Raw genomic sequence first — 18,234 nt, forward strand, 5'->3', positions numbered from 1 at the left:
GATTGGAGAGCCCCATGCCCGCCGAGGCGCAGGAACGTTATCTTCGCCTGAAACATGTCCTCGACCGTGTGCCGCTTTCGCGCGCAACGATCTACCGCTGGATGGACGAAGGAAAATTCCCGAAGGCGCGCAAGCTCGGCTACGCGACCGTGTGGCGGGAATCCGAAGTCTCCAAATTCCTCGCAGCGTTGCCGGAAGCCTGATGAGTTTCGATGATCTCCTCGGCGGCGAAGAAGACCCGGTTCGCAACAAGGGCGGTCGGCCGAAGGGTCGTCTGAACAAGCCGAAGCCTGAAACAGACGCGCATCGTGACGACCTGCATCTCAAAATGACGCAGGTCCACAATGTCACCAAAGGCGTTTCGACGACGTGGCTCGAACAGGCCTTCCGCATTCCACGCTACAAGATCGGCATAGCGTTGCAAGAATGCCCTGTGCTGCGCACGGCGCAGAACGGCGGCAAGATTTATGACTTGCCCACTGCCGCGCGTTACCTGATCGATCCGGTGACCAATCTCGATGCTTTCCTGGCGACGATCAAGCCTGACAAGTTGCCTGAGAAGCTGCGCGAGACCTACTGGAACGCCAAGATCAAGGAAGCGAAATATCGCGTCATGGCCGGTGAGTTGTGGCCAACCGAATCGGTGATGGAGGTCTTCGCAGAAACGTTCAAGACGATCAAGAAGGTCACGCAGTTGTGGGTCGACACGGTCGAGGAGACCAACGGCCTTTCCGACGAACAGCGTGACCTTCTGGCGACGCTTGTCGATCGGTTGCAGGACGACATCTACAAGGCGCTCGTCTCGCAGGCCAAGAGCAGCGAGACCGAGAGCTTCCTGAAAGAGTTGAGCGATGCAGCGGATTAATCCGGCATCCTTCAGGACGATCGAGGAGATGATGGTCGCGACGGCGATTTCCGTTCGACCGCCCGAGCGTCTCACCATATCCCAGGCTGCGGCAAAATACCGATATCTCGACAACCCCGGCTCCTACGTTGGCCCCTGGCGCAATGAGAAGACGCCATATCTCGTCGAGCCGATGGACGAGATGACAAGCCTGCAATTCCAAGGCGAAGTCTTTGTCGGCCCGGCGCGAACCGGCAAGTCGGACATGTTCTTCAACAAGCTGACGCATGCCGCCAGCTGCGATCCGCACGACATGATGTTCGTCGCGATGACGCAGACTGTTGCGCGCGACTGGTCGATTGGCGATCTCGGCAAGGCCATACGGCATACAAAGATGCTCGGTGAAGCGCTCATTCCCGGTCGCCAGAACGACAACGTGCATGACAAGCGCTTCAAGTCCGGCATGCGTCTGCTGATCAAGTGGCCTGTGATCACGGAGCTTTCGGGCAAGACCTTACCCTTCGTCTGGTTCGCCGACTATGACCGCATGGAAGACGACATCGCCAAGGAAGGTCCGCCCTTCGATCTTGGGCGCAAACGCACGCAGACCTTCAAGCGTTTCGGCATGACGGTGGCCGAGTCCTCGCCCGGTCGCGAGGTCACCGATCCAAAGCACATTCCGGGCACGCCGCACGAAGCGCCGCCGACGACCGGCATCCTGGCACTCTATAACCGCGGCGACCGGCGCCGCTATTATTCGCGCTGCCTACACTGTCGCGCGGCGACGGAGTTCGATTTCCAGCACTTCAACTATCCGGCCAGCAACGACTTCATGGAAGCGGCCGAGATGGTGACGCTGCGTTGTCCGCATTGCGGCTTCGACCATGAGCCGTCGATGAAGACGGAGCTTTTCGAGCACATCAAGAATTCACGCTGGATCAAGGACGGCCTGCATTGGGATGACAATGGCGCGATCGTCGGAAAACCCATGCGCACCGATATCGCCTCGTTCTGGCTGAAGGGTCCGCCAGCGGCGTTCCAGACCTGGGAATCCATCGTCTACAACTATCTCGTCGCAACCCGCGAGTACGAGATGACGGGCGATGAAGGTGCGCTCAAGAAGACCATCAACACCGACCAGGGCCACCCCTACACGCCGAAGGCGCTCGAGTCGAACCGGCTGCCCGACGAACTGAAAAACCGGGCCGAGAATTGGGGCGGCACCAAGGAAGAGCCGGTCGTGCCGGACGGCGTGCGCTTCCTCATCGCCACGATCGACGTTCAGGCCGGCTCGCGCTCGGCTTTCGTCGTGCATGTCTACGGCATCGGCGTCGGCGGCGACATCTGGCATGTCGACATGTTCAAGATCCGCAAGTCGGAGCGGTTGGACGCGAGCGGCGAGCGCGAACTGCTCGATCCGGCCGCCTATGAGGAAGACTGGCGCCTGATCATTCCGCAGGTAATCCTGAAGACCTACCCGCTTAATGACGGCTCAGGCCGACGCATGGCGATCAAGATCAGCGGTTGCGACCTCGGCGGTGCCGATGGCGTGACCTTCAACGCCTATAATTTCTGGCGTCACCTGCGCGACGGGCCGCCCAAGGACGGCCCCGACCGCGACGGCTGGATCGAAGGCCTGGAGAAACGCTTCCAACTGGTCAAGGGCGAGCCGTCGAAGTCGGCGCCGCGCGTGCGGCTCGGCTATCCCGATTCGCAGCGCAAGGATCGACACGCCGGCAGCCGCGGCGACGTCCCTGTGCTGTTCATCAACTCGAACACCGTCAAGGATATGGTCGCCGCCATGCTCGGACGCGACGATATTGTCCAGCGTGCGATGACCAAGCTCGGCCAGATCCACTATCCGCATTGGGCGGAAAACTGGCTCTACACGCAGTTGACCTCGGAATTTCGCACCGACAAGGGTTGGGAGAAACCGGGCAAGAAGCGCAACGAGGCCTTCGACCTCCTCTATTACTGCGTGGCGGTCGCCATCCATGCGCCGATCCGGATCGAGCAGATGGACTGGCAGAAGCCACCGACCTGGGCGGACGAGTGGGACAAGAACGAACTTGTCTTCGGAGAGACCGAGCAGCCGCCATTCCAGAAGCTCAAAGGCAAGAAACGCGATCTGGCAGCGCTCGCTCAAAGCTTGGCCTGATATTCCATCGTCAGTGTTGCAATTCAACTGATTGTGGAATATACCATGCCCGTTGAGCCCTAGCGGCAAGGGGACAAATGACCATCCAGGAAAGTCTCGCAGAGGCGAAGGCGGCTTATCACGAGTTGATGACCGGCCGCGCTGTTGCCGAGTTCCGTGACCAGAACGGCGAGACGGTTCGCTATCAAGCGGCCAACGCCTTTCGCCTTGCCGCCTATATCCAGGACCTTGAAAATCAGCTTGCGACCACGTGTCGGCCGAGCGCTCCCATGCAGTTTTGGGGTCGATGATGGGTCATCCAGCACTGTTCGAAGATCTGCTCGGCCCTGTGGAAACTCGGGGCAGGAGCAGGCCCGCGCCTCCCAATCTCAGGGCGTTGGGGGGCGCGGGCACCAGAGATATGGCTATCGCGGGCGATGCCTTCGAAGGCGCGAGCACGATGAACCGCGAGCTCGCGATGTGGCAGCCCGCCTCGCGTTCAGCTGACAACGACATCCTGCCGCAGAAACGGATGTCGGACGCCCGCGTGCGTGACACGTTGCGCAATGACGCCTATGTCCGCGCCGGCTCGGTCATCCACCAGGACAACATCGTCGGCGGCGCCTTCACGCTGAACGCCAAGCCGCTGACAAAGCTTGTCATGGGCAAGGACGACCCGACCTGGGAAGGTGAATTCCAGGAAGAGGTCGAGGCCAAATTCACCCTTTGGGCAGAGTCGACCGACAACTGGTCTGATGCCGCGCGCCGCATGAGCCTGACGCAAATGGTGCGCCAGGCGGTTGGTTCCTACGTCGCGACAGGCGAAGTGCTCGCAGTGGCCGAATGGGCGCGCGAGGACGCCTTCATGCGTCCATTCAACACCGCTATCCGCATGATCGACCTCGATCGCCTGTCGACGCCGTTCGACAAGGCAAGCGACCGTACCGTTATCGGCGGCGTGCAGGTCGACGGGCGCCACATCCCGCAGGGCTACTTCATTCGTAAAGCGCACCCGACCGACTACATGTCGCCGGACGCCTACCAATGGGAGTATGTGCCGCGCACCAAGCCGTGGGGTCGCGTACAGGCGATCCACATGTACGAGCAGGTCCGCCCGTATCAAACGCGCGGCATCTCGGACATCGTCGCTGGTCTCAAGGAAATTCGGCAGACCAAGGTTTTCCGCGAAACCGTGCTGCAGAACGCGGTGGTCAACGCCACCTATGCCGCGTCGATCGAGTCCGATCTCGACACGAATGCGATTTTCCAGCGCCTCGGCGGCGGCAATCTCGGCGAGGACGAATTCGACGAGGCCGTTTCGAACTACATCGGCGGCTATCTCGGCGCCGTGTCCAAGTACATCGGCGCCTCGAACCAGTTCCAGATCGGCGGTGTGCGCATTCCGCATCTGCCGCCAGGCTCGAAGCTGCAAATGCGTCCGGCCGGCAAGGGCGGGCCGCTCGGCAACGAGTTCGAGCAGTCGTTGCTGCGCTATATCGCGGCCATCCTCGGCATCTCCTACGAGCAGTTGTCGAAAGACGTCTCGAAGACGAACTATTCGTCGTACCGCGCCGCCATGGGCGAGACGTGGAAGTTCATGCAGTCGCGCAAGTCGCTGGTTGCCGACCGCTTCGCCACGATCATCTTTCGCCTCTGGCTCGAGGAAGCGCTGAACAAGGCGACCATTGAATCCATGCCGCGGGCGATGCGCAATCCGTCGAACATGGACTGGCTCTACAAGCCGCAGATGCTCGACGCGATCTCGCAGTGCGACTGGATTGGCGCCAGCAGAGGCCAGGTCGACGAGCTCAAGGAAACGCAGGCTGCCGTTTTGCGCGGCAAGTTCAACCTCACCACGGACGAGGATGAGCTTGGTCGGCTCGGCAAGGACTGGCGCCGGGTCTATCGCCAACGCGAACGCGAGAAGAAGCTTCGCAAGGATCTCGATATCGAGACCGCCGACGAAGCGGCTGCCAACAACATGATGAATGCCGCCTCGGGCACGCCTAAGGATAAGACCAAGGGCAACAACGACAAGAAGGCCGCCGACAACAACGCGGACGGCACCGGCACGCTCGAAAATCTGTACATGGATGCCATTGAGGAGCGTGAAGATGCCTAGCGCCCTGCTCGCCAGCCTTCACCTTCAGCAGGTGCTAGTGCGCGGTGAATCCGCCGCACTTATCGAAGCCAGCCTCGCGAAGACTGAGACCTTCATGTCACGCGTCGAGACGGCGAGCGACCAGCCGCGGATGATGGAAGGCAGCGATTTCTGGTTCTCCTCCGACGACTGGCGCTCGCGGTATCGTCCTTACAACGTTGTTGACGGCGTGTTGCAGATTCCGGTCAAGGGTGTCCTGCTGCACGATTTCCCTTGGCAGTACGGCGCGTGGGCCACGGGCTACGAATATATCTGGCAGGCGTTCAAGCGCGGCCAGGCGGACGGCAATGTGCGCGGTATCGCGCTCGTCGAAGACACACCTGGCGGCATGGTCGCTGGCTGTTTCGATCTGGTGGACCGGATCTACGCCACTGAGAATCGCAAGCCGCTGCGCTCGTTCGCCATGGAGTCCGCCTATTCGGCTGGCTACGCGCTTGCCTCTGTCGCAGACTCCATCACCGTCTCTCGCACTGGCGGCGTCGGCTCGATCGGCGTTGTCACCATGCATGTCGACGTCTCGAAGGCGCTCGACAAGATGGGCTTGAAAATCACCTTCATCCACTTCGGCAAGCACAAGGTCGACGGCAACGCCTACGAGCCGCTGCCTGCTGACGTGGAGAAACGCATCCAGGCTCGCATCGACGAGCTTGGCGAAGTTTTCGTCGCCTCAGTGGCGCGAAATCGCGGCATGGACGCACAGGCAATTCGGGACACCGAGGCCCTTTGTTTCACTGCCACGGAAGCCGTGTCGAACGGGCTCGCCGATGCAATCGGTTCGCTTGACGACGCCGTGGCCGCATTCGCGGCCGACCTGTCCCTAACCGAAGAGGATGAACAAATGGCTGGACAGAATGGAGAGTCGGCAGTCGATCAGGCTGCCATCAACGCCGCCCGCACCGAAGGCTTCAATGCCGGCAAGGCGGAAGGCAAGACCGAGGGCGTGAAGGAAGGCGCAACTGCCGAGCGCGTCCGCATCACAGCAATCATCGGCTCGGACGAAGGCAAGAAGCGTCCGAAGGCCGCGCTTTCTTTCGCGCTCAAGTCGGACATGAACGTCGAGCAGTCGCAGGCCGTTCTCGCCGATCTGGCCGAGGAGAAGGCCGAGGCTCCGCAGGCTGGCGGCAGGTCGCAGTTCGAGCAGGCAATGGACGGCGGCAAGAACGCCGATCTCGGTACTGCCGGCGAGCAGCCGGTTGTCAGCCGCGCCAAGCGCGCCAACGCCGCCGCGGGCTTCAAGGTCAACTGAGCCCGCGTAGCCGGCGCTGAGCCGGCAAGACCAGAAACGGAATGCCATTTAGCCAAGGAGCAAAACGATGGCTGTGAACCTTCCCTACCAGTCCCAGGATGCGGGCATTCCGTATCAGTGGTCTGATTCCATCAACCCGGCCGACATCGACCTGTTTTCCGGTGATCTGCCGCCGAAAGTGACGCGCGACTATCAGTACGAGGTCAGCCAGACGATCCTGGCGCGAACCGTCGTCGGTCTCAATGCCTCGAACAAGATCGTCCCGGCGACGAACTTCTTCCAGGCGGCCAAGGCTGCGACCGGCGTGCTGACCTTCTCCGGTGTTGGCACCGCGGCCGACACGATCACCATCGGTGCGGGTACCTACACGCTGCGGGCGGCTCCAACCACCGTCGCAAACGAGGTCAAGATCGGCGCCTCCGCAGCCGAGACCGCCGCCAACCTGGCAGCGGCCATCAACCTCGGTGCCGGCGCTGGCACGCTCTATGGCTCGCTGACCACCGAGCATCCGACCGTCATGGCCGAATCGCTCGGCGCCGGCATCGTTGGCATTACCGCCAAGACCCCCGGAACGGCGGGCAACGCGCTTGCCAGCACCGAGGCCGGCACCAACACGTCGTTCGGTGCTGCCACGCTCACGGGCGGCGAGGACCAGTTCGGCGCGAAGGCGATGGGCGTTTCCGTCATCAAGGTCGTGACCGATGCCGACGACACGTCCGGCGCCCCGATCTACATCCAGGGCTGCATCAACCCGGATGCCCTGATCTGGCATGCCTCGTTCGACAGCGACGCCAAGAAGGCCGTAGCCTTCGACGGTGCCCCGTCTCCCACCAGCATCCTCCTGCGCAAGGTCCAGAATGGGGCGAAGCTCTAGGGCTTCGCTTCCCAACGATCAACCGCAACAGCCATTTCGAAAGGACAAGGAACATGGCAATCGAACTCTGGACGTCCGGAGAACTCTACGAGGTTCTCGAGGATCAGCGCCGCGACCCCATCCCGAGCTTCTGGCTCGACAGCTTCTTCTCGACGCCTTTCTATTCCGGCGACCGCGAGATCAAATTCGCGGAACTGCCGGCCGCCGACCGCAAGTTGGCACCGTTCGTCCTGCCCACCGAACAGGGCAAGCCGATCATGAACTACAAGGGCGAGACGGTCACCGCCTTCATGCCCGGCTACGTCAAGGTCAAGGACCCGGTTCGCGCTGTCGACGCACGCACCATCAAGCCGTCCGAGATCCTGCGCAACGGCGGCACCCCGCCTTCGATCGAGCAGCGTTTCGATGCGCGCGTGGCCGAGGTCACCGCCTATCACCGCCGCGCGATCCAGATGCGCAATGCCTACATGGCGGCGCAGGCAGCGATCGATGCCAAGGTAACGGTCAAGTACGACCGCGACCAGGGTTCGCAGTATCCGGAAGTCACGATCGACTACGGTCGCGATGCCAACCTCAACGTGATGCTCAGCACCACGTTCTGGGACGATGCGGCCTACGACATCATCGGCGACCTCAACGACTGGTCCAACCTGATGTACACCACCAAGTTCGGTGGCCGGCCGAACCGCATGATCATCGGCGCCGACGTCGTGCCGTGCATCCAGAAGAACAACGGCATCCGCGCCCTGCTCTCGACGCAGATCCGCGGCGGCGAAGGCACGCAGATGAAGCTCGGCCTGCTCAACGTCGACACCCCGTACTCCTACGTTGCCACAATCGGCGGCGTTGGCCAGTCGATCGAGATCTGGACCTATCGCGACCAGGTCGAGGACCGCGACGGCACTCTGGTCGAACTGCTCGATCCGAAGGACGTGCTGCTGCTCGCCCCCGGCTATCGCGGCGTGCAGGCTTACGGCGCGATCTACAACGCCAAGGCGATGCAGGGCGGCCAGGCGGTGTCGACCGACGTCTTCCCGTCGATGTGGCTCGAGAATGATCCGGCCGATTATGTGCTGATGCACGAGTCGGCGCCGCTGCCGGTCAACCTGACGCCCAACAAGGCGCTCAAGGCGACCGTCCTCGACGGCTAAGCCTCGGTCTTCCGATTCAACCGACAGGGCACGTCATGCTCTGTCGGTTGAACGGAATTGTGGAATTCAGCCCTGATGCAGCGCTGGCTTCCACTATTCTGTTCAACAGCACTCAGGAGATTAGGAATGTCCACTGCAAGCATCGTTGCAATTGCGATCAACCGCATTCATCGCAAGGGCAAGACACCCGACGTCGTCAACGCCAAGACGGCCTTTCGCTTCGACACCGACGAATATCAGCGGCTCAAGAAGCTCAGCGCCGTCCGTGCAGCGACCGCCGACGAGATCGCCGCTTACGAAGCCGAGCAGGCGCGGCTCAACGGCGCCGACATTCTCGCGGCACAGGCGGCTCAGGCCGCAGCGGGCAACACGGAAGCCACGACCGAGAGAAAGCCGGCGAAGGTCGTCGGCAAGAAGGCCGCCAAGCCGGCCGAGCCGGCCGAGCCGGAAAAGACCGAAAAGACCGAAGAGACTGCCGGCGCTGGTGCCGATGGTGATGGGCACGCCGGGCAGGGCGGCGAGAACGCGGACGACATCTGAGGCGGCATGCGTTCCCATCGGGACATTAAGCGTCAGGCGCGCCGGGACCTTCACGACAGAGCGAAGGTCCCGGCGCTCTATATCGAGTCAACGGGTGCCGATCCCGTTCCTGTCACCGTGCGCATTTTCGACAAGTTCCAGGCGCTCGGGGACATCAAGGGCACCAACCAGCAGTACGCGGAATTCGACGACAACATGCCGCGCATCATCTTCATGCGCGCCGACCTGCCATCGCCGAAGCGCGGTGCCATCTTCTCGATCGAACCCGGTGAGGCCTACCGCCTGGACAGCGCCATGGCGACAGACGATCTCACCATCACATGGCATGTCGTCAAGCTTGATGCCGAGGACGCGGACGGCCTGCCAGTGCCGGAGGCGGGCTGATGGCGAGCGAGATCTACGGTGTCGCCGTCGAGGGCTTGTCGAGCCTCTCGGATTTCGATCATCTGCCCGACAACGTGCTCAAGGCCGCGCGCCTGGCCGTCAATGCGACCGCACGCCGCGGCGTGCCTGTGGCGGCGCGCTCGATGGAGCGCCAGGTCAATTTCCCGCGCGGCTATCTCACCGGCCAGGATGGACGTCTGACGATCAGCAAGTTTGCCTCTGCCAACGACCTCGAGGCCCGCATCAAGGGCCGTGACCGCCCGACGTCGCTGGTGCGCTTCGTGCGCGGCTCGGCCAAGACTGTTGGCAAGCGCTCTGGCGGCGTCACCGTCGAGGTCAAGCCCGGTCAGGCCAAGCGCATGCCCGGTGCCTTCGCGCTTCAGTTGAAAAACGGCAACATCGGTCTGGCGCTGAGGACCAAAAGCGGCAGGCCGCCGTCGATGGGCGCCAAGTTGATCGGCAAGGGTCTGTATCTGCTCTACGGCCCGTCCGTCGACCAGGTTTTCGTGAAGACCAGAGAATATGTCGGCGACGAGCTCGAAACCTACATGGAACGCGAGTTCGAGCGCCTTGTGGAGCTTGGGCTATGAGCGATCCGATCATCTATGACGATCCCTTCCGGCTGCGGGTGCAGAAGGCCCTGGCCGCCGCCATCGGCAGCGTCAGCATTACCGGTGGCTACCATTTCGATCTGGCCGGCAAGGTGTTTCGCGGACGCGACCTTTTCGGCGACGCGAGCGATCCACTGCCCATGGTGTCGATCCTCGAACCCCCGTTGCCGATCGACCAGTTGCGAAGCCCGCCGCTGGCATCGGAATCAAGCGGCGATTGGGACCTGCTCCTCCAGGGTTTCGTCAAGGACGATCCCGAAAACCCAACCGACCCGGCGCATCTGCTCATGGCCGACGTCAAGCGCCGACTGGCCGTGGAGAAGGCAAGGCTCATCCCCGGCAGCGCCGGCATGAGCGACCCGTTCGGCATGGGCAGAGGGCAGATCGTCAACGGCAAGGCCGTCAACTCGATCACCGAACTTAAGATTGGCCCTGGCGTCGTGCGCCCGCCAGAGCTTGGCGTTTCCACAAAGGCGTTCTTCTGGCTCGGCCTCAGCATGAAGATTGTTGAGGACATTTCGCAACCGTTCCTGTAAAAGGGAATTCAACCGCCTGTGGATCAGGCGTACTAGGAGTGGAACATGGGAAAGATCACCAAATATACGCTCGGCCGCGGTGAAGTGCATTTCGCGCAGTTCCTGCCGGACACGCAGACCCCTGGCGGTTACCGCTACCTCGGCAATTCGCCGGAACTCTCGTTCAACGTCGAATCGGATGCGCTGGAGCACTACAACTCCGACCGCTTCATCAACGAGATGGACGCTTCGATGACGCTCAAGACGACCCGTTCGGGTCAGATCGTCACCGACGAAATCCTCGCCGAAAACCTCGCACTGTTCCTCTTCGGCAACTCCGACACGACCAGCGTCGCTGGCGGTGCCGTGGTCGACGAAATCATTGAAGGCGTCGTGCTCGATCGCGGTTACACGCTTGGCGTCAGCGACAACGATCCGATCGGCGTGCTGAAGGTCGCCTATCCGGGCACGGGCGGAACGCTGTTCTCGGTGAAGAATTCGGCCGGCTCCACGACCTACGTTGCTGGCGACGACTATGTCTGGAACGAGACCTCCGGCCTGCTGACGCCTCTGAGCGGCGGCGACATCACCGAAGGCCAGGACATCAAGGTCGGTTACACCGAGCTTGCCTACAACTACGAGCGCATCGTCTCGGCCGGCGAGCCGATCGCGGGCGCGCTCAAGTTCATCGCCTACAACCCGGCAGGCCCGTCGCGTAACTGGCTGCTGCCGTGGGTGCAGGTCAGCCCGAACGGCGACCTGAACATGAAGGGCGACGACTGGCAGAAGCTGCCCTTCAAGTTCCAGATCCTGCGCAAGGGCGCGCTCGAAGCCATCTACGTCAACGGAACTCCGTTCACGCCCTGATATTCAACTATGCCCTGACGCATTCTAATGTGAGTTGAACAAAAATGGCCCTGAAGTATACACCACAGAACGGCAGGATCGATTTCGGGGACGACGATTTTATCGAAGTCCGCGGTCTCGACGTCGCCGACATTACCCAACTCTTCGAAGTCAACCAGGACATGGTTGCGACGATCTACGACAAGGTCGTCGGCCGCGATCCGAAGTCCTTCACGCAGGATGACGTCACAGCCATCTATGCGGAAATCTCCGTCGCCTTTCCGGCCGTCGTCAACCACGTCATCGCCATGGCGGCAGACTCGCTCGACCAGTTCGCGATCGTGTCGAGACTGCCGCTGGACGTGAAGATCGCCGCCCTGGAGAGGATATCCATTCTCACCTTCCAGATGAGCGGTGGCCTGGGAAACTTCTTAGAGATCGTGATGCGCATCGCAGGGAGGGTCCGCGGTCTCGTCAAGAATATAAAGGCCCCCCTGCCTTTGGAGAATGGCTCCTCGGACTCCACGGCCAGGTAAGCCTTCTCCTCGACCACGGCCACCCTGACGCCCGTGACTACACGGTCGGAAAGATGTGGCTGGAAAGTCAACTCGTGGTGGACCGGATCAACAACCGGATCGCCACGGAGGCCACGGTGTTCAAGATGGCAATCACGACCGCTGTGGCCGCGGTCTTCAGCAAGGACGGCGGCTCCTCCGCGAACGAGGCATTCGCCGAACTGATAAGGGGATTGAGCGGCGATGAGTCGTGATGTTGAGCTCATCATCAAGGCCAAGGACGCGGCCAGTGCCGCCATCAACGACATCAAGTCCGCGCTCAAGGAACTGACCGGCGCCCAGGACAGCGTTGGCAAGAGCGCCGAGAAGACGGACTCGCTGCTTTCCAAGCTCGGCCAGGAACTCGCCAATCTCAAGCGCGATGCCTCGAACCTGACGTCGTTCGGCCGCATCGCCTCGGAACTCGACAAGACCGAAGCCGCCGTCACCCGGCTCGAATCCGGCCTGCGCGATTCCGCCGACGCCTTCGCCAAGGTCGCCCGCGATCGGGCAGAAGCCGAGAAGGGCGTCAACCGGCTGCGCGGCACGCTCGAGGCGGAAGAAAAGGCGCTCAAGCAGAACAGCGCCGCATTCCGTGAGAGCCGCAAGGAACTCACGGAAGCGAACCGGCTTCTGCAGCAGGCGCAGCGCAACCAGGATCGCTACAACAAGTCGATCCAGGCGACGCCAGAGGTCAAGCGCAGTCCGGCCGTGGCGTCGGCCGGCACCTTCATCGCCGCCGATCTCGACGCCGCGCGCGTGCAGCAGGAACGCCTTGCGGCCGACGTCGCCCGCCTCAAGAACGAGGTCAACGGGTCGAAGACGGCAATCGCCGCGCTCAAGCCCGAAATCGCGGCTGCCGCATCGAACGAACGCACGCTGTCGCTCGAAACGGAAAAGGCGGTGGGCTCGCTCGATCGTCAGCGCGAGAGCCTGACAAAGGCGCGCACCGGCCTTGCCGAGGTCAAGGGCGCCGCTGGCGAGGCCAGCAAGGCGCTTGGCGGCATGGCGGTCGATCAGGACAAGGTTGCCGCCGCCGCAAGCCGCACCGCGGCCGAGCTTGCCCGCACCAAGGCGCGTATCGACGCGTTGGCGAAGACGCCGCAGACGACGGCGCCGACCACGCCCGACACGACGCGCACCTTCACCGAGCAGCGCCGGCAGTTGCTGGAACTCAAGCGCGATTGGGTCGAGGCGCAGGCCGAGGTCAAGCGCCTGGCGGTTGCCATGCGCGACGCCGAGCAGCCGACGATCGAATTGGGCACCGCCTTCGGCCAGGCGCAGGCGCGCGCGCGGCAGGCCAAGGAAGCCTATGCGCAGCAGCAGGCGGCGCTGGCACAACTGGCGGCGGCCGGCCGATCGAGCTTTTCGACCTTCAACCAGTCGGCGGCGTCGGCTGGCGGCGCGCTGCGTGCCATCAAACCGGCTGCGGACGGCGCAGGCGCGGCGATGGGCGGTGCTGCTACCGGTGCCAACGGGCTGCGTTCGGCGCTGTCCGGCGTCTACGGCGAGTCGCGCAAGTCGCTGTCGCTGCTGCAACGCCTGCGCGGCGAGGTGCTGTCGCTGACGGCTTCCTATGTCGGTCTCTACGCGGCCGGCAACCAGATCGGCGGCGTCATCAACTCGTTCAAGACACTCGAAGCGGCGCAGAGCCGTCTCGGCGCGGTGTTCAATCAGGACACCAGCAAGGTCAGTCAGGAACTCGATTTCCTGCACCGCGAAGCCGACAGGCTCGGCATCTCGTTCGGCACCTTGGCCGACGAATACGGCAAGTTCGTCATCGCCGCCGACGCCGCGAATTTCTCGGCTGGCGCTACCAGGAAAATCTTCCTGTCCGTCGCCGAGGCCGGCCGCGTCAACAAGCTGTCGATCGACCAGATGCAGGGCGTCTTCCTGGCGTTGACGCAGATGATCTCGAAGGGCAAGGTCTCGTCGGAAGAACTGCGCCGCCAGTTGGGCGACCGCTTGCCCGGCGCCTTCAACATCTTCGCCGACGCGATCGGCGTGTCGACGGCGCAACTCGACAAGATGATGCGGCAGGGCGAGGTTCTCGCCAACCAGTCGACACTGGTCGCCTTCGCCGATCAACTAGACAAGCGCTTCGGCTCGCAACTGCCGGCCGCGTTGCGCACGGTGACGACCGAGATCGACCGCTTCCAGAACAACCTGTTCGAGGCGCAGTTGCAGGTCGCGCAGGGCGGCTTCATCGACGGCCTGAAGAACGGTCTGATCGAACTGAACAGCTTCTTCCGCAGCCGCGAGGGCCACGATTTCTTCCTGTCGCTCGGGTCCGCGCTCGGCAAGTTCGTCAGCGTGCTCGGCCAGGTGCCGAAATATTTCGACGAGATCAAGGTTGCGATCGAGGCATTTGTCGCGTTCAAGCTGGCCGGCATTTTCAACAGTCTCATCGTGTCGCTTCGCACGACACAGGGATCGCTGAGCGGCGCCGCAGCGTCCTTCTTCACCTGGAACGGCAACCTCAAGGCCGCCGAAAACGCGATTATCCGTTTCAGCGCCTCGGCCAGACCGGTTGGCGCCGTGCTGGCCGGCCTGCGGGCACAGCTTCTCGGCGCAGCGACAGCTGGCGGCATTGCCGGCGCGCGGTTTGTCGCGATGCAGGCTGGCCTGTCGGCCCTGCGCGCGCTTGCGGGGTTGGTCGCCGGCTCGTTCCGGCTGCTGTGGACGGCGATCGGTGGACTGCCGGGTCTGATCCTGACCGGCATTAGCTTCGCGCTCGGTTCCTGGCTCACCCAGGTCGACGACACCACTGCCGCGATCGACGAGCACAAGCGCATCATGGGCGAAGTGATCGCCGCCTACGAGAAGGTCAAAGGCACCGCCAAGGATTGGGGACAGGAAGTCCGCAACGTCACGCTCGACCAGGCCATCGCCAATCTGCGCAAGATGGGCGAGGTGCTCGACGAAAACCGGCAGAAGCTGAAGGCGATCAACGCTTCAGACTTCTTCTCGTTCAACGGATTGCAGCGGGCCAATCCGGGCGACGCGGCGATTGCCGTGCAACTGCGCGACCTCAAGAAGGAGGTCGACGGCGGCAAGCTGTCACTGGCCGATTTCGTCGATCAGGTCGATGTCCTGTACAGGAAGATCAACGACGACACGCTCAAGCAGTGGGCAGAAACCCTGTTGGCCAGTGGTCGCGCCGCCAGGGACAGCGAAAAGGATCTCGGCAACGCAGCGCTGACGGCTCAGAAGCTCGGCGACGCATCGAAAGAGACCGGCGACATCGTCAAGCAGACCGGTGCGTCGATCGAGAAGCTGGCTGACCAGACCGACGACGCCGCCGATTCGCTGAGCAAGGCTGCCGACAAGGCCAAGCAGTTCGACGACATCCTGACCCAGATGAAGAAGCTCATCCCGGATGTCGGCAAGGAACTGAAGAACCTCGGCGAGATCGACGCGCTGGAAAAGCAGTATCAGGCGGCGGCGAAGCTCGCCACGACGATGAGCCAGATCAACGGGCTCAACGAGCAGTACGCGGCATCGCTGAACGGCATTATCGACAAGACGTTCAATGCCAACAGCAACATCGTCAACACCATTGCCGGCATCGAGAGCGGCGGCAGCGCCAGTGCCAAGAATCCGAATTCGTCCGCCACCGGGCTCGGCCAGTTCATCGAGTCCACCTGGCTTCGGATGTTCAAACAGTATTTCCCCGATCGCGCGCAGTCGCTGACCGACGCAGCGATCCTCGAGCTCAGGAAGAACGAGACCGTATCGCGCCAGATGATCGCGCTCTACGTCCAGGAGAACGCAAAGATCCTGCAAAAGGCCGGTGTCGCGGTTACCGACGCCAACCTCTATCTGGCGCATTTCCTTGGGCCGGGCGGGGCGACGAAGCTGCTCAAGGCGCCTGCGGGCACCAAGACCCAGGACGTACTCGGGCCGGCGCAGATTCAGGCCAACCAGTCGATCCTCGGCGGCAAGACCGTCGATCAGGTCATCGCCTGGGCGCAACGCAAGGTCGGACTTTCTCAGGAAGAAGTCGCCGTCAACAAAGAACTCGCCGAGATTGACAACAAGCGGGCACAGAAGGCGAAGGACTACAACACCGACCTGGAAGCCCGTCTGGCGACGATGGCCGACGAGGTCGCCAATGATGGCCAGCTTTCGCGCGAGGGTTTTGTCCAGAAGGCGCTAGCCGCCGAAATGAAGCGCGCCCGCGAGGCCGAGGTCACGCTGACCGATCAGCAGATTGCCAAGATCAAGGAACTCGCCGGCAAGGAATACGACATCAAGCAGGCCAGGCGCGAGGGCAAGGCCGATATCCAGGAAGCCAATGCCGCTTTGCAACAGGCCGTTGCCCTGTCGCAGCAGCGCGCCGTGCTTCAACAGCAGTTCAACCAGGCACAGAAGTCCGGCGATGCCAGCAAGGCGACATCGCTGGACGGACAGATCCAGAGCGTCAACACGCAACTGCAGGAGGCGATCGACAAGGCGATTGCCATGTGGCAGGCGATCGGTGGCCCGCAGGCCGACGTCGCGCTGACCAAGCTCGATACGCTCAAGATCAAGGCGTCGTCCGCGGCGAATGGCCTGAGCTTCCTCGGCCTGTCGACGCAGCAGATCGGGCAACTTGCCAACAGTTTCGCCGATGGCTTTGTCGGCATGTTCGACACGTTCTTCCAGGGCCTCGACGAGGGCAAGTCGAAGACCGAGGCGCTACGCGACGCGTTCCTGAAATTCGCCGCCGACTTCCTGCGCCAGATCGCGCAGATGATCATCAAGCAGGCGATCCTGAACGCTTTGCAGAGTCTCGGCATTCCTGGCCTCGGCGGCGGCGGTGGTGGCCTTCTGTCGAGCCTCTTCCATTCCGGATCGACATCCGTTGGCAGCACGTCCGCGCAGACCCGCAGCGTGTCGCCGGCCCTGTTCGCCAATGCCGTGCGCTACCACCAGGGCGTTGGCTCCGTAGGCCTCAAACCGGGCGAGATGCCAGCGATTTTGAAGCGGGGCGAAATCGTCGATCCAGGCGACGGCTCGATTTTCGCAAAGATGTTCGGCGGCGGTGACGGCGGAAAGGCTGGCGGCGCCACCAATGTCTACAACCTGTTCGATGCAGCCAGCTACCTCTCGGAAGCCCTGAAGTCGAAGGTCGGCGAGAAGGCGCTGCTCAACTTCGTCAGCGCCAATCCGGCAGCGTTCAAAGCAGCACTGGCGGGGAACGGCTAGATGCCGCGGCTATGGAACCTGCCGGTCAATTGGCGCGAGAGCTACAGCGTCACCCTGACCTTGAAGACCGAGCCGATCACTTCGCGCAGTCGCCGTGAGCAGCGGCGCGCCTGGCGGCAGACGCCGCGCAAGCAGATCTCGCATCTGGTGACGTGCCCGAAGGAACGCTACCTGCTTCTGGCGCAGCATATGAGCGCCGGCCAGGGTGGCGAGTTCTACGTGCCAGACATGTCGTTGGTCATCTACACGACATCGGCCGCTCCGGTTACCGGCGATCGTCTGACCGTTGAGGAAGCGCCGTTTTGGGCCGTCGCCGGTACTAAGGCGATCCTGATGACGCCAGGTCTCTTCGTGCTGAAGACCATCTCGTCGGTTGACGGCAGCGACATCGTGTTCGAGGAGATGTTCGACGAGGCGTGGCTGCCCGGCGCGAAGATCGTGCCCGCGCTGCTCTCGCACGTCCAGACCCAGGTCGACAGCCGCGCCATCGGATCGAGCGTCGTCGAACTAACCGTCTTGATCGACGTGGAGCCTGGCACCGAGGTCGTCGAGACCCCGGATTTGCCGACCACGGTCTTTAACGGTCGCGAGGTCTTCGAGCTCAAGCCGAATTGGGCCGAACCGCTCGGCCTAACCTTTGTCTCGGGTCGCGAGACTGTCGATTACGACATGGGTCGCACGGCGGACTTCCTGCCGAGCGCGTTCCCCGAAGAACAGATCAAGGCGGCCTATCTCGGCCGAGGCCTCGAGGAGATCAAGGCCATCCGGCATTTCTTCCTGCGCATGATGGGTCAGCAGGACGAGTTCTACATGCCGACCTGGATGCGCGACATCGTGCCAAAGAACGCACTGACGTCGGCCGGCACGACGATGACCGTCGCCGGCACGGACTTCGCCGCGGCCTACAACGATACGGTCCACAAGGCGATTGCCGTCTTCCTCAACGACGGAACGGTGCGATACCGCAAGGTGTCCTCGCTAGCCGTCGCTGGCTCCGATTCCGTCATCACCTGTGTCGGCACTTGGGGATCGAACATTCCCCTAACCTCCATCCGCATGGTGTCGTGGATGCCGGTGTGGCGCCTTCTCTCCGATGGTCTGGTGCTCGAATTCCTGACGCAGAGCGTGGCGCAGACGACGCTGTCGATGAAGACGCTCGAAGATCTGGCGGGGGATTGATA

Annotated in this window: 17 protein-coding genes; all 17 read left to right on the forward strand. The window is 62.5% G+C overall.

Features of this window, described 5'->3' with window-relative positions:
• Window positions 1–14: 14 nt before the first annotated feature.
• Window positions 15–203, forward strand: coding sequence for an AlpA family phage regulatory protein (locus FJ423_RS00565; protein ID WP_140838255.1), 189 nt, complete (start codon window positions 15–17; stop codon window positions 201–203).
• On the forward strand, window positions 203–865 hold the full coding sequence (locus FJ423_RS00570; protein WP_140838258.1) for a DUF1441 family protein: 663 nt from the start codon (window positions 203–205) through the stop codon (window positions 863–865). The genes FJ423_RS00565 and FJ423_RS00570 overlap by 1 nt, the downstream gene beginning before the upstream one ends.
• Window positions 852–3,002 (forward strand): terminase gpA endonuclease subunit, encoded by a 2,151-nt coding sequence (locus FJ423_RS00575; protein WP_140838261.1) that lies wholly within the window; start codon window positions 852–854, stop codon window positions 3,000–3,002. The genes FJ423_RS00570 and FJ423_RS00575 overlap by 14 nt, the downstream gene beginning before the upstream one ends.
• Window positions 3,003–3,079: 77 nt before the next feature.
• Window positions 3,080–3,292, forward strand: a complete 213-nt coding sequence (gene gpW / locus FJ423_RS00580; RefSeq protein WP_140838264.1) for a gpW family head-tail joining protein — start codon at window positions 3,080–3,082, stop codon at window positions 3,290–3,292.
• A gap of 110 nt (window positions 3,293–3,402) precedes the next feature.
• Window positions 3,403–5,103 (forward strand): phage portal protein, encoded by a 1,701-nt coding sequence (locus FJ423_RS00585; protein WP_181174681.1) that lies wholly within the window; start codon window positions 3,403–3,405, stop codon window positions 5,101–5,103.
• On the forward strand, window positions 5,096–6,388 hold the full coding sequence (locus FJ423_RS00590; protein ID WP_140838268.1) for a S49 family peptidase: 1,293 nt from the start codon (window positions 5,096–5,098) through the stop codon (window positions 6,386–6,388). Before FJ423_RS00585 ends, FJ423_RS00590 begins: the two co-directional genes overlap by 8 nt.
• Window positions 6,389–6,455: 67 nt before the next feature.
• The gene (locus FJ423_RS00595) at window positions 6,456–7,262 is read left to right on the forward strand and encodes a hypothetical protein (RefSeq protein WP_140838270.1); all 807 of its coding nucleotides are present in this window, start codon (window positions 6,456–6,458) and stop codon (window positions 7,260–7,262) included.
• Window positions 7,263–7,315: 53 nt separating this feature from the next.
• Window positions 7,316–8,413 (forward strand): major capsid protein, encoded by a 1,098-nt coding sequence (locus tag FJ423_RS00600; RefSeq protein WP_140838272.1) that lies wholly within the window; start codon window positions 7,316–7,318, stop codon window positions 8,411–8,413.
• Between the two features lie 126 nt (window positions 8,414–8,539).
• The gene (locus tag FJ423_RS00605; RefSeq protein WP_140838274.1) at window positions 8,540–8,953 is read left to right on the forward strand and encodes a hypothetical protein; all 414 of its coding nucleotides are present in this window, start codon (window positions 8,540–8,542) and stop codon (window positions 8,951–8,953) included.
• Between the two features lie 6 nt (window positions 8,954–8,959).
• Entirely contained in the window at window positions 8,960–9,337 is a 378-nt protein-coding gene (locus FJ423_RS00610; RefSeq protein WP_140838276.1) for a hypothetical protein, read from the forward strand.
• Complete coding sequence (locus FJ423_RS00615) at window positions 9,337–9,927, forward strand: phage tail protein (protein ID WP_140838278.1); 591 nt, start codon at window positions 9,337–9,339, stop codon at window positions 9,925–9,927. Before FJ423_RS00610 ends, FJ423_RS00615 begins: the two co-directional genes overlap by 1 nt.
• A complete protein-coding gene (locus tag FJ423_RS00620) occupies window positions 9,924–10,484 on the forward strand; it encodes a hypothetical protein (RefSeq protein ID WP_140838284.1) in 561 nt (186 codons plus the stop codon). The genes FJ423_RS00615 and FJ423_RS00620 overlap by 4 nt, the downstream gene beginning before the upstream one ends.
• A 45-nt stretch (window positions 10,485–10,529) precedes the next feature.
• Window positions 10,530–11,330: a hypothetical protein gene (locus FJ423_RS00625; protein WP_140838289.1), complete on the forward strand. Its 801-nt coding sequence runs from the start codon at window positions 10,530–10,532 to the stop codon at window positions 11,328–11,330.
• A gap of 44 nt (window positions 11,331–11,374) precedes the next feature.
• Window positions 11,375–11,845 carry a hypothetical protein gene (locus FJ423_RS00630; RefSeq protein WP_140838295.1) on the forward strand — a complete coding sequence of 157 codons (471 nt, stop codon included), beginning with the start codon at window positions 11,375–11,377 and terminating at the stop codon, window positions 11,843–11,845.
• 53 nt (window positions 11,846–11,898) lie between these two features.
• Complete coding sequence (locus tag FJ423_RS00635) at window positions 11,899–12,078, forward strand: hypothetical protein (RefSeq protein ID WP_140838301.1); 180 nt, start codon at window positions 11,899–11,901, stop codon at window positions 12,076–12,078.
• Entirely contained in the window at window positions 12,068–17,053 is a 4,986-nt protein-coding gene (locus FJ423_RS00640; RefSeq protein ID WP_140838306.1) for a tape measure protein, read from the forward strand. The genes FJ423_RS00635 and FJ423_RS00640 overlap by 11 nt, the downstream gene beginning before the upstream one ends.
• Complete coding sequence (locus tag FJ423_RS00645; RefSeq protein ID WP_140838313.1) at window positions 17,054–18,232, forward strand: ribosomal protein L32; 1,179 nt, start codon at window positions 17,054–17,056, stop codon at window positions 18,230–18,232.
• Window positions 18,233–18,234 lie beyond the last annotated feature (2 nt).

The sequence above is a fragment of the Mesorhizobium sp. B2-8-9 genome (assembly GCF_006439475.1).
GTDB lineage: Bacteria > Pseudomonadota > Alphaproteobacteria > Rhizobiales > Rhizobiaceae > Mesorhizobium.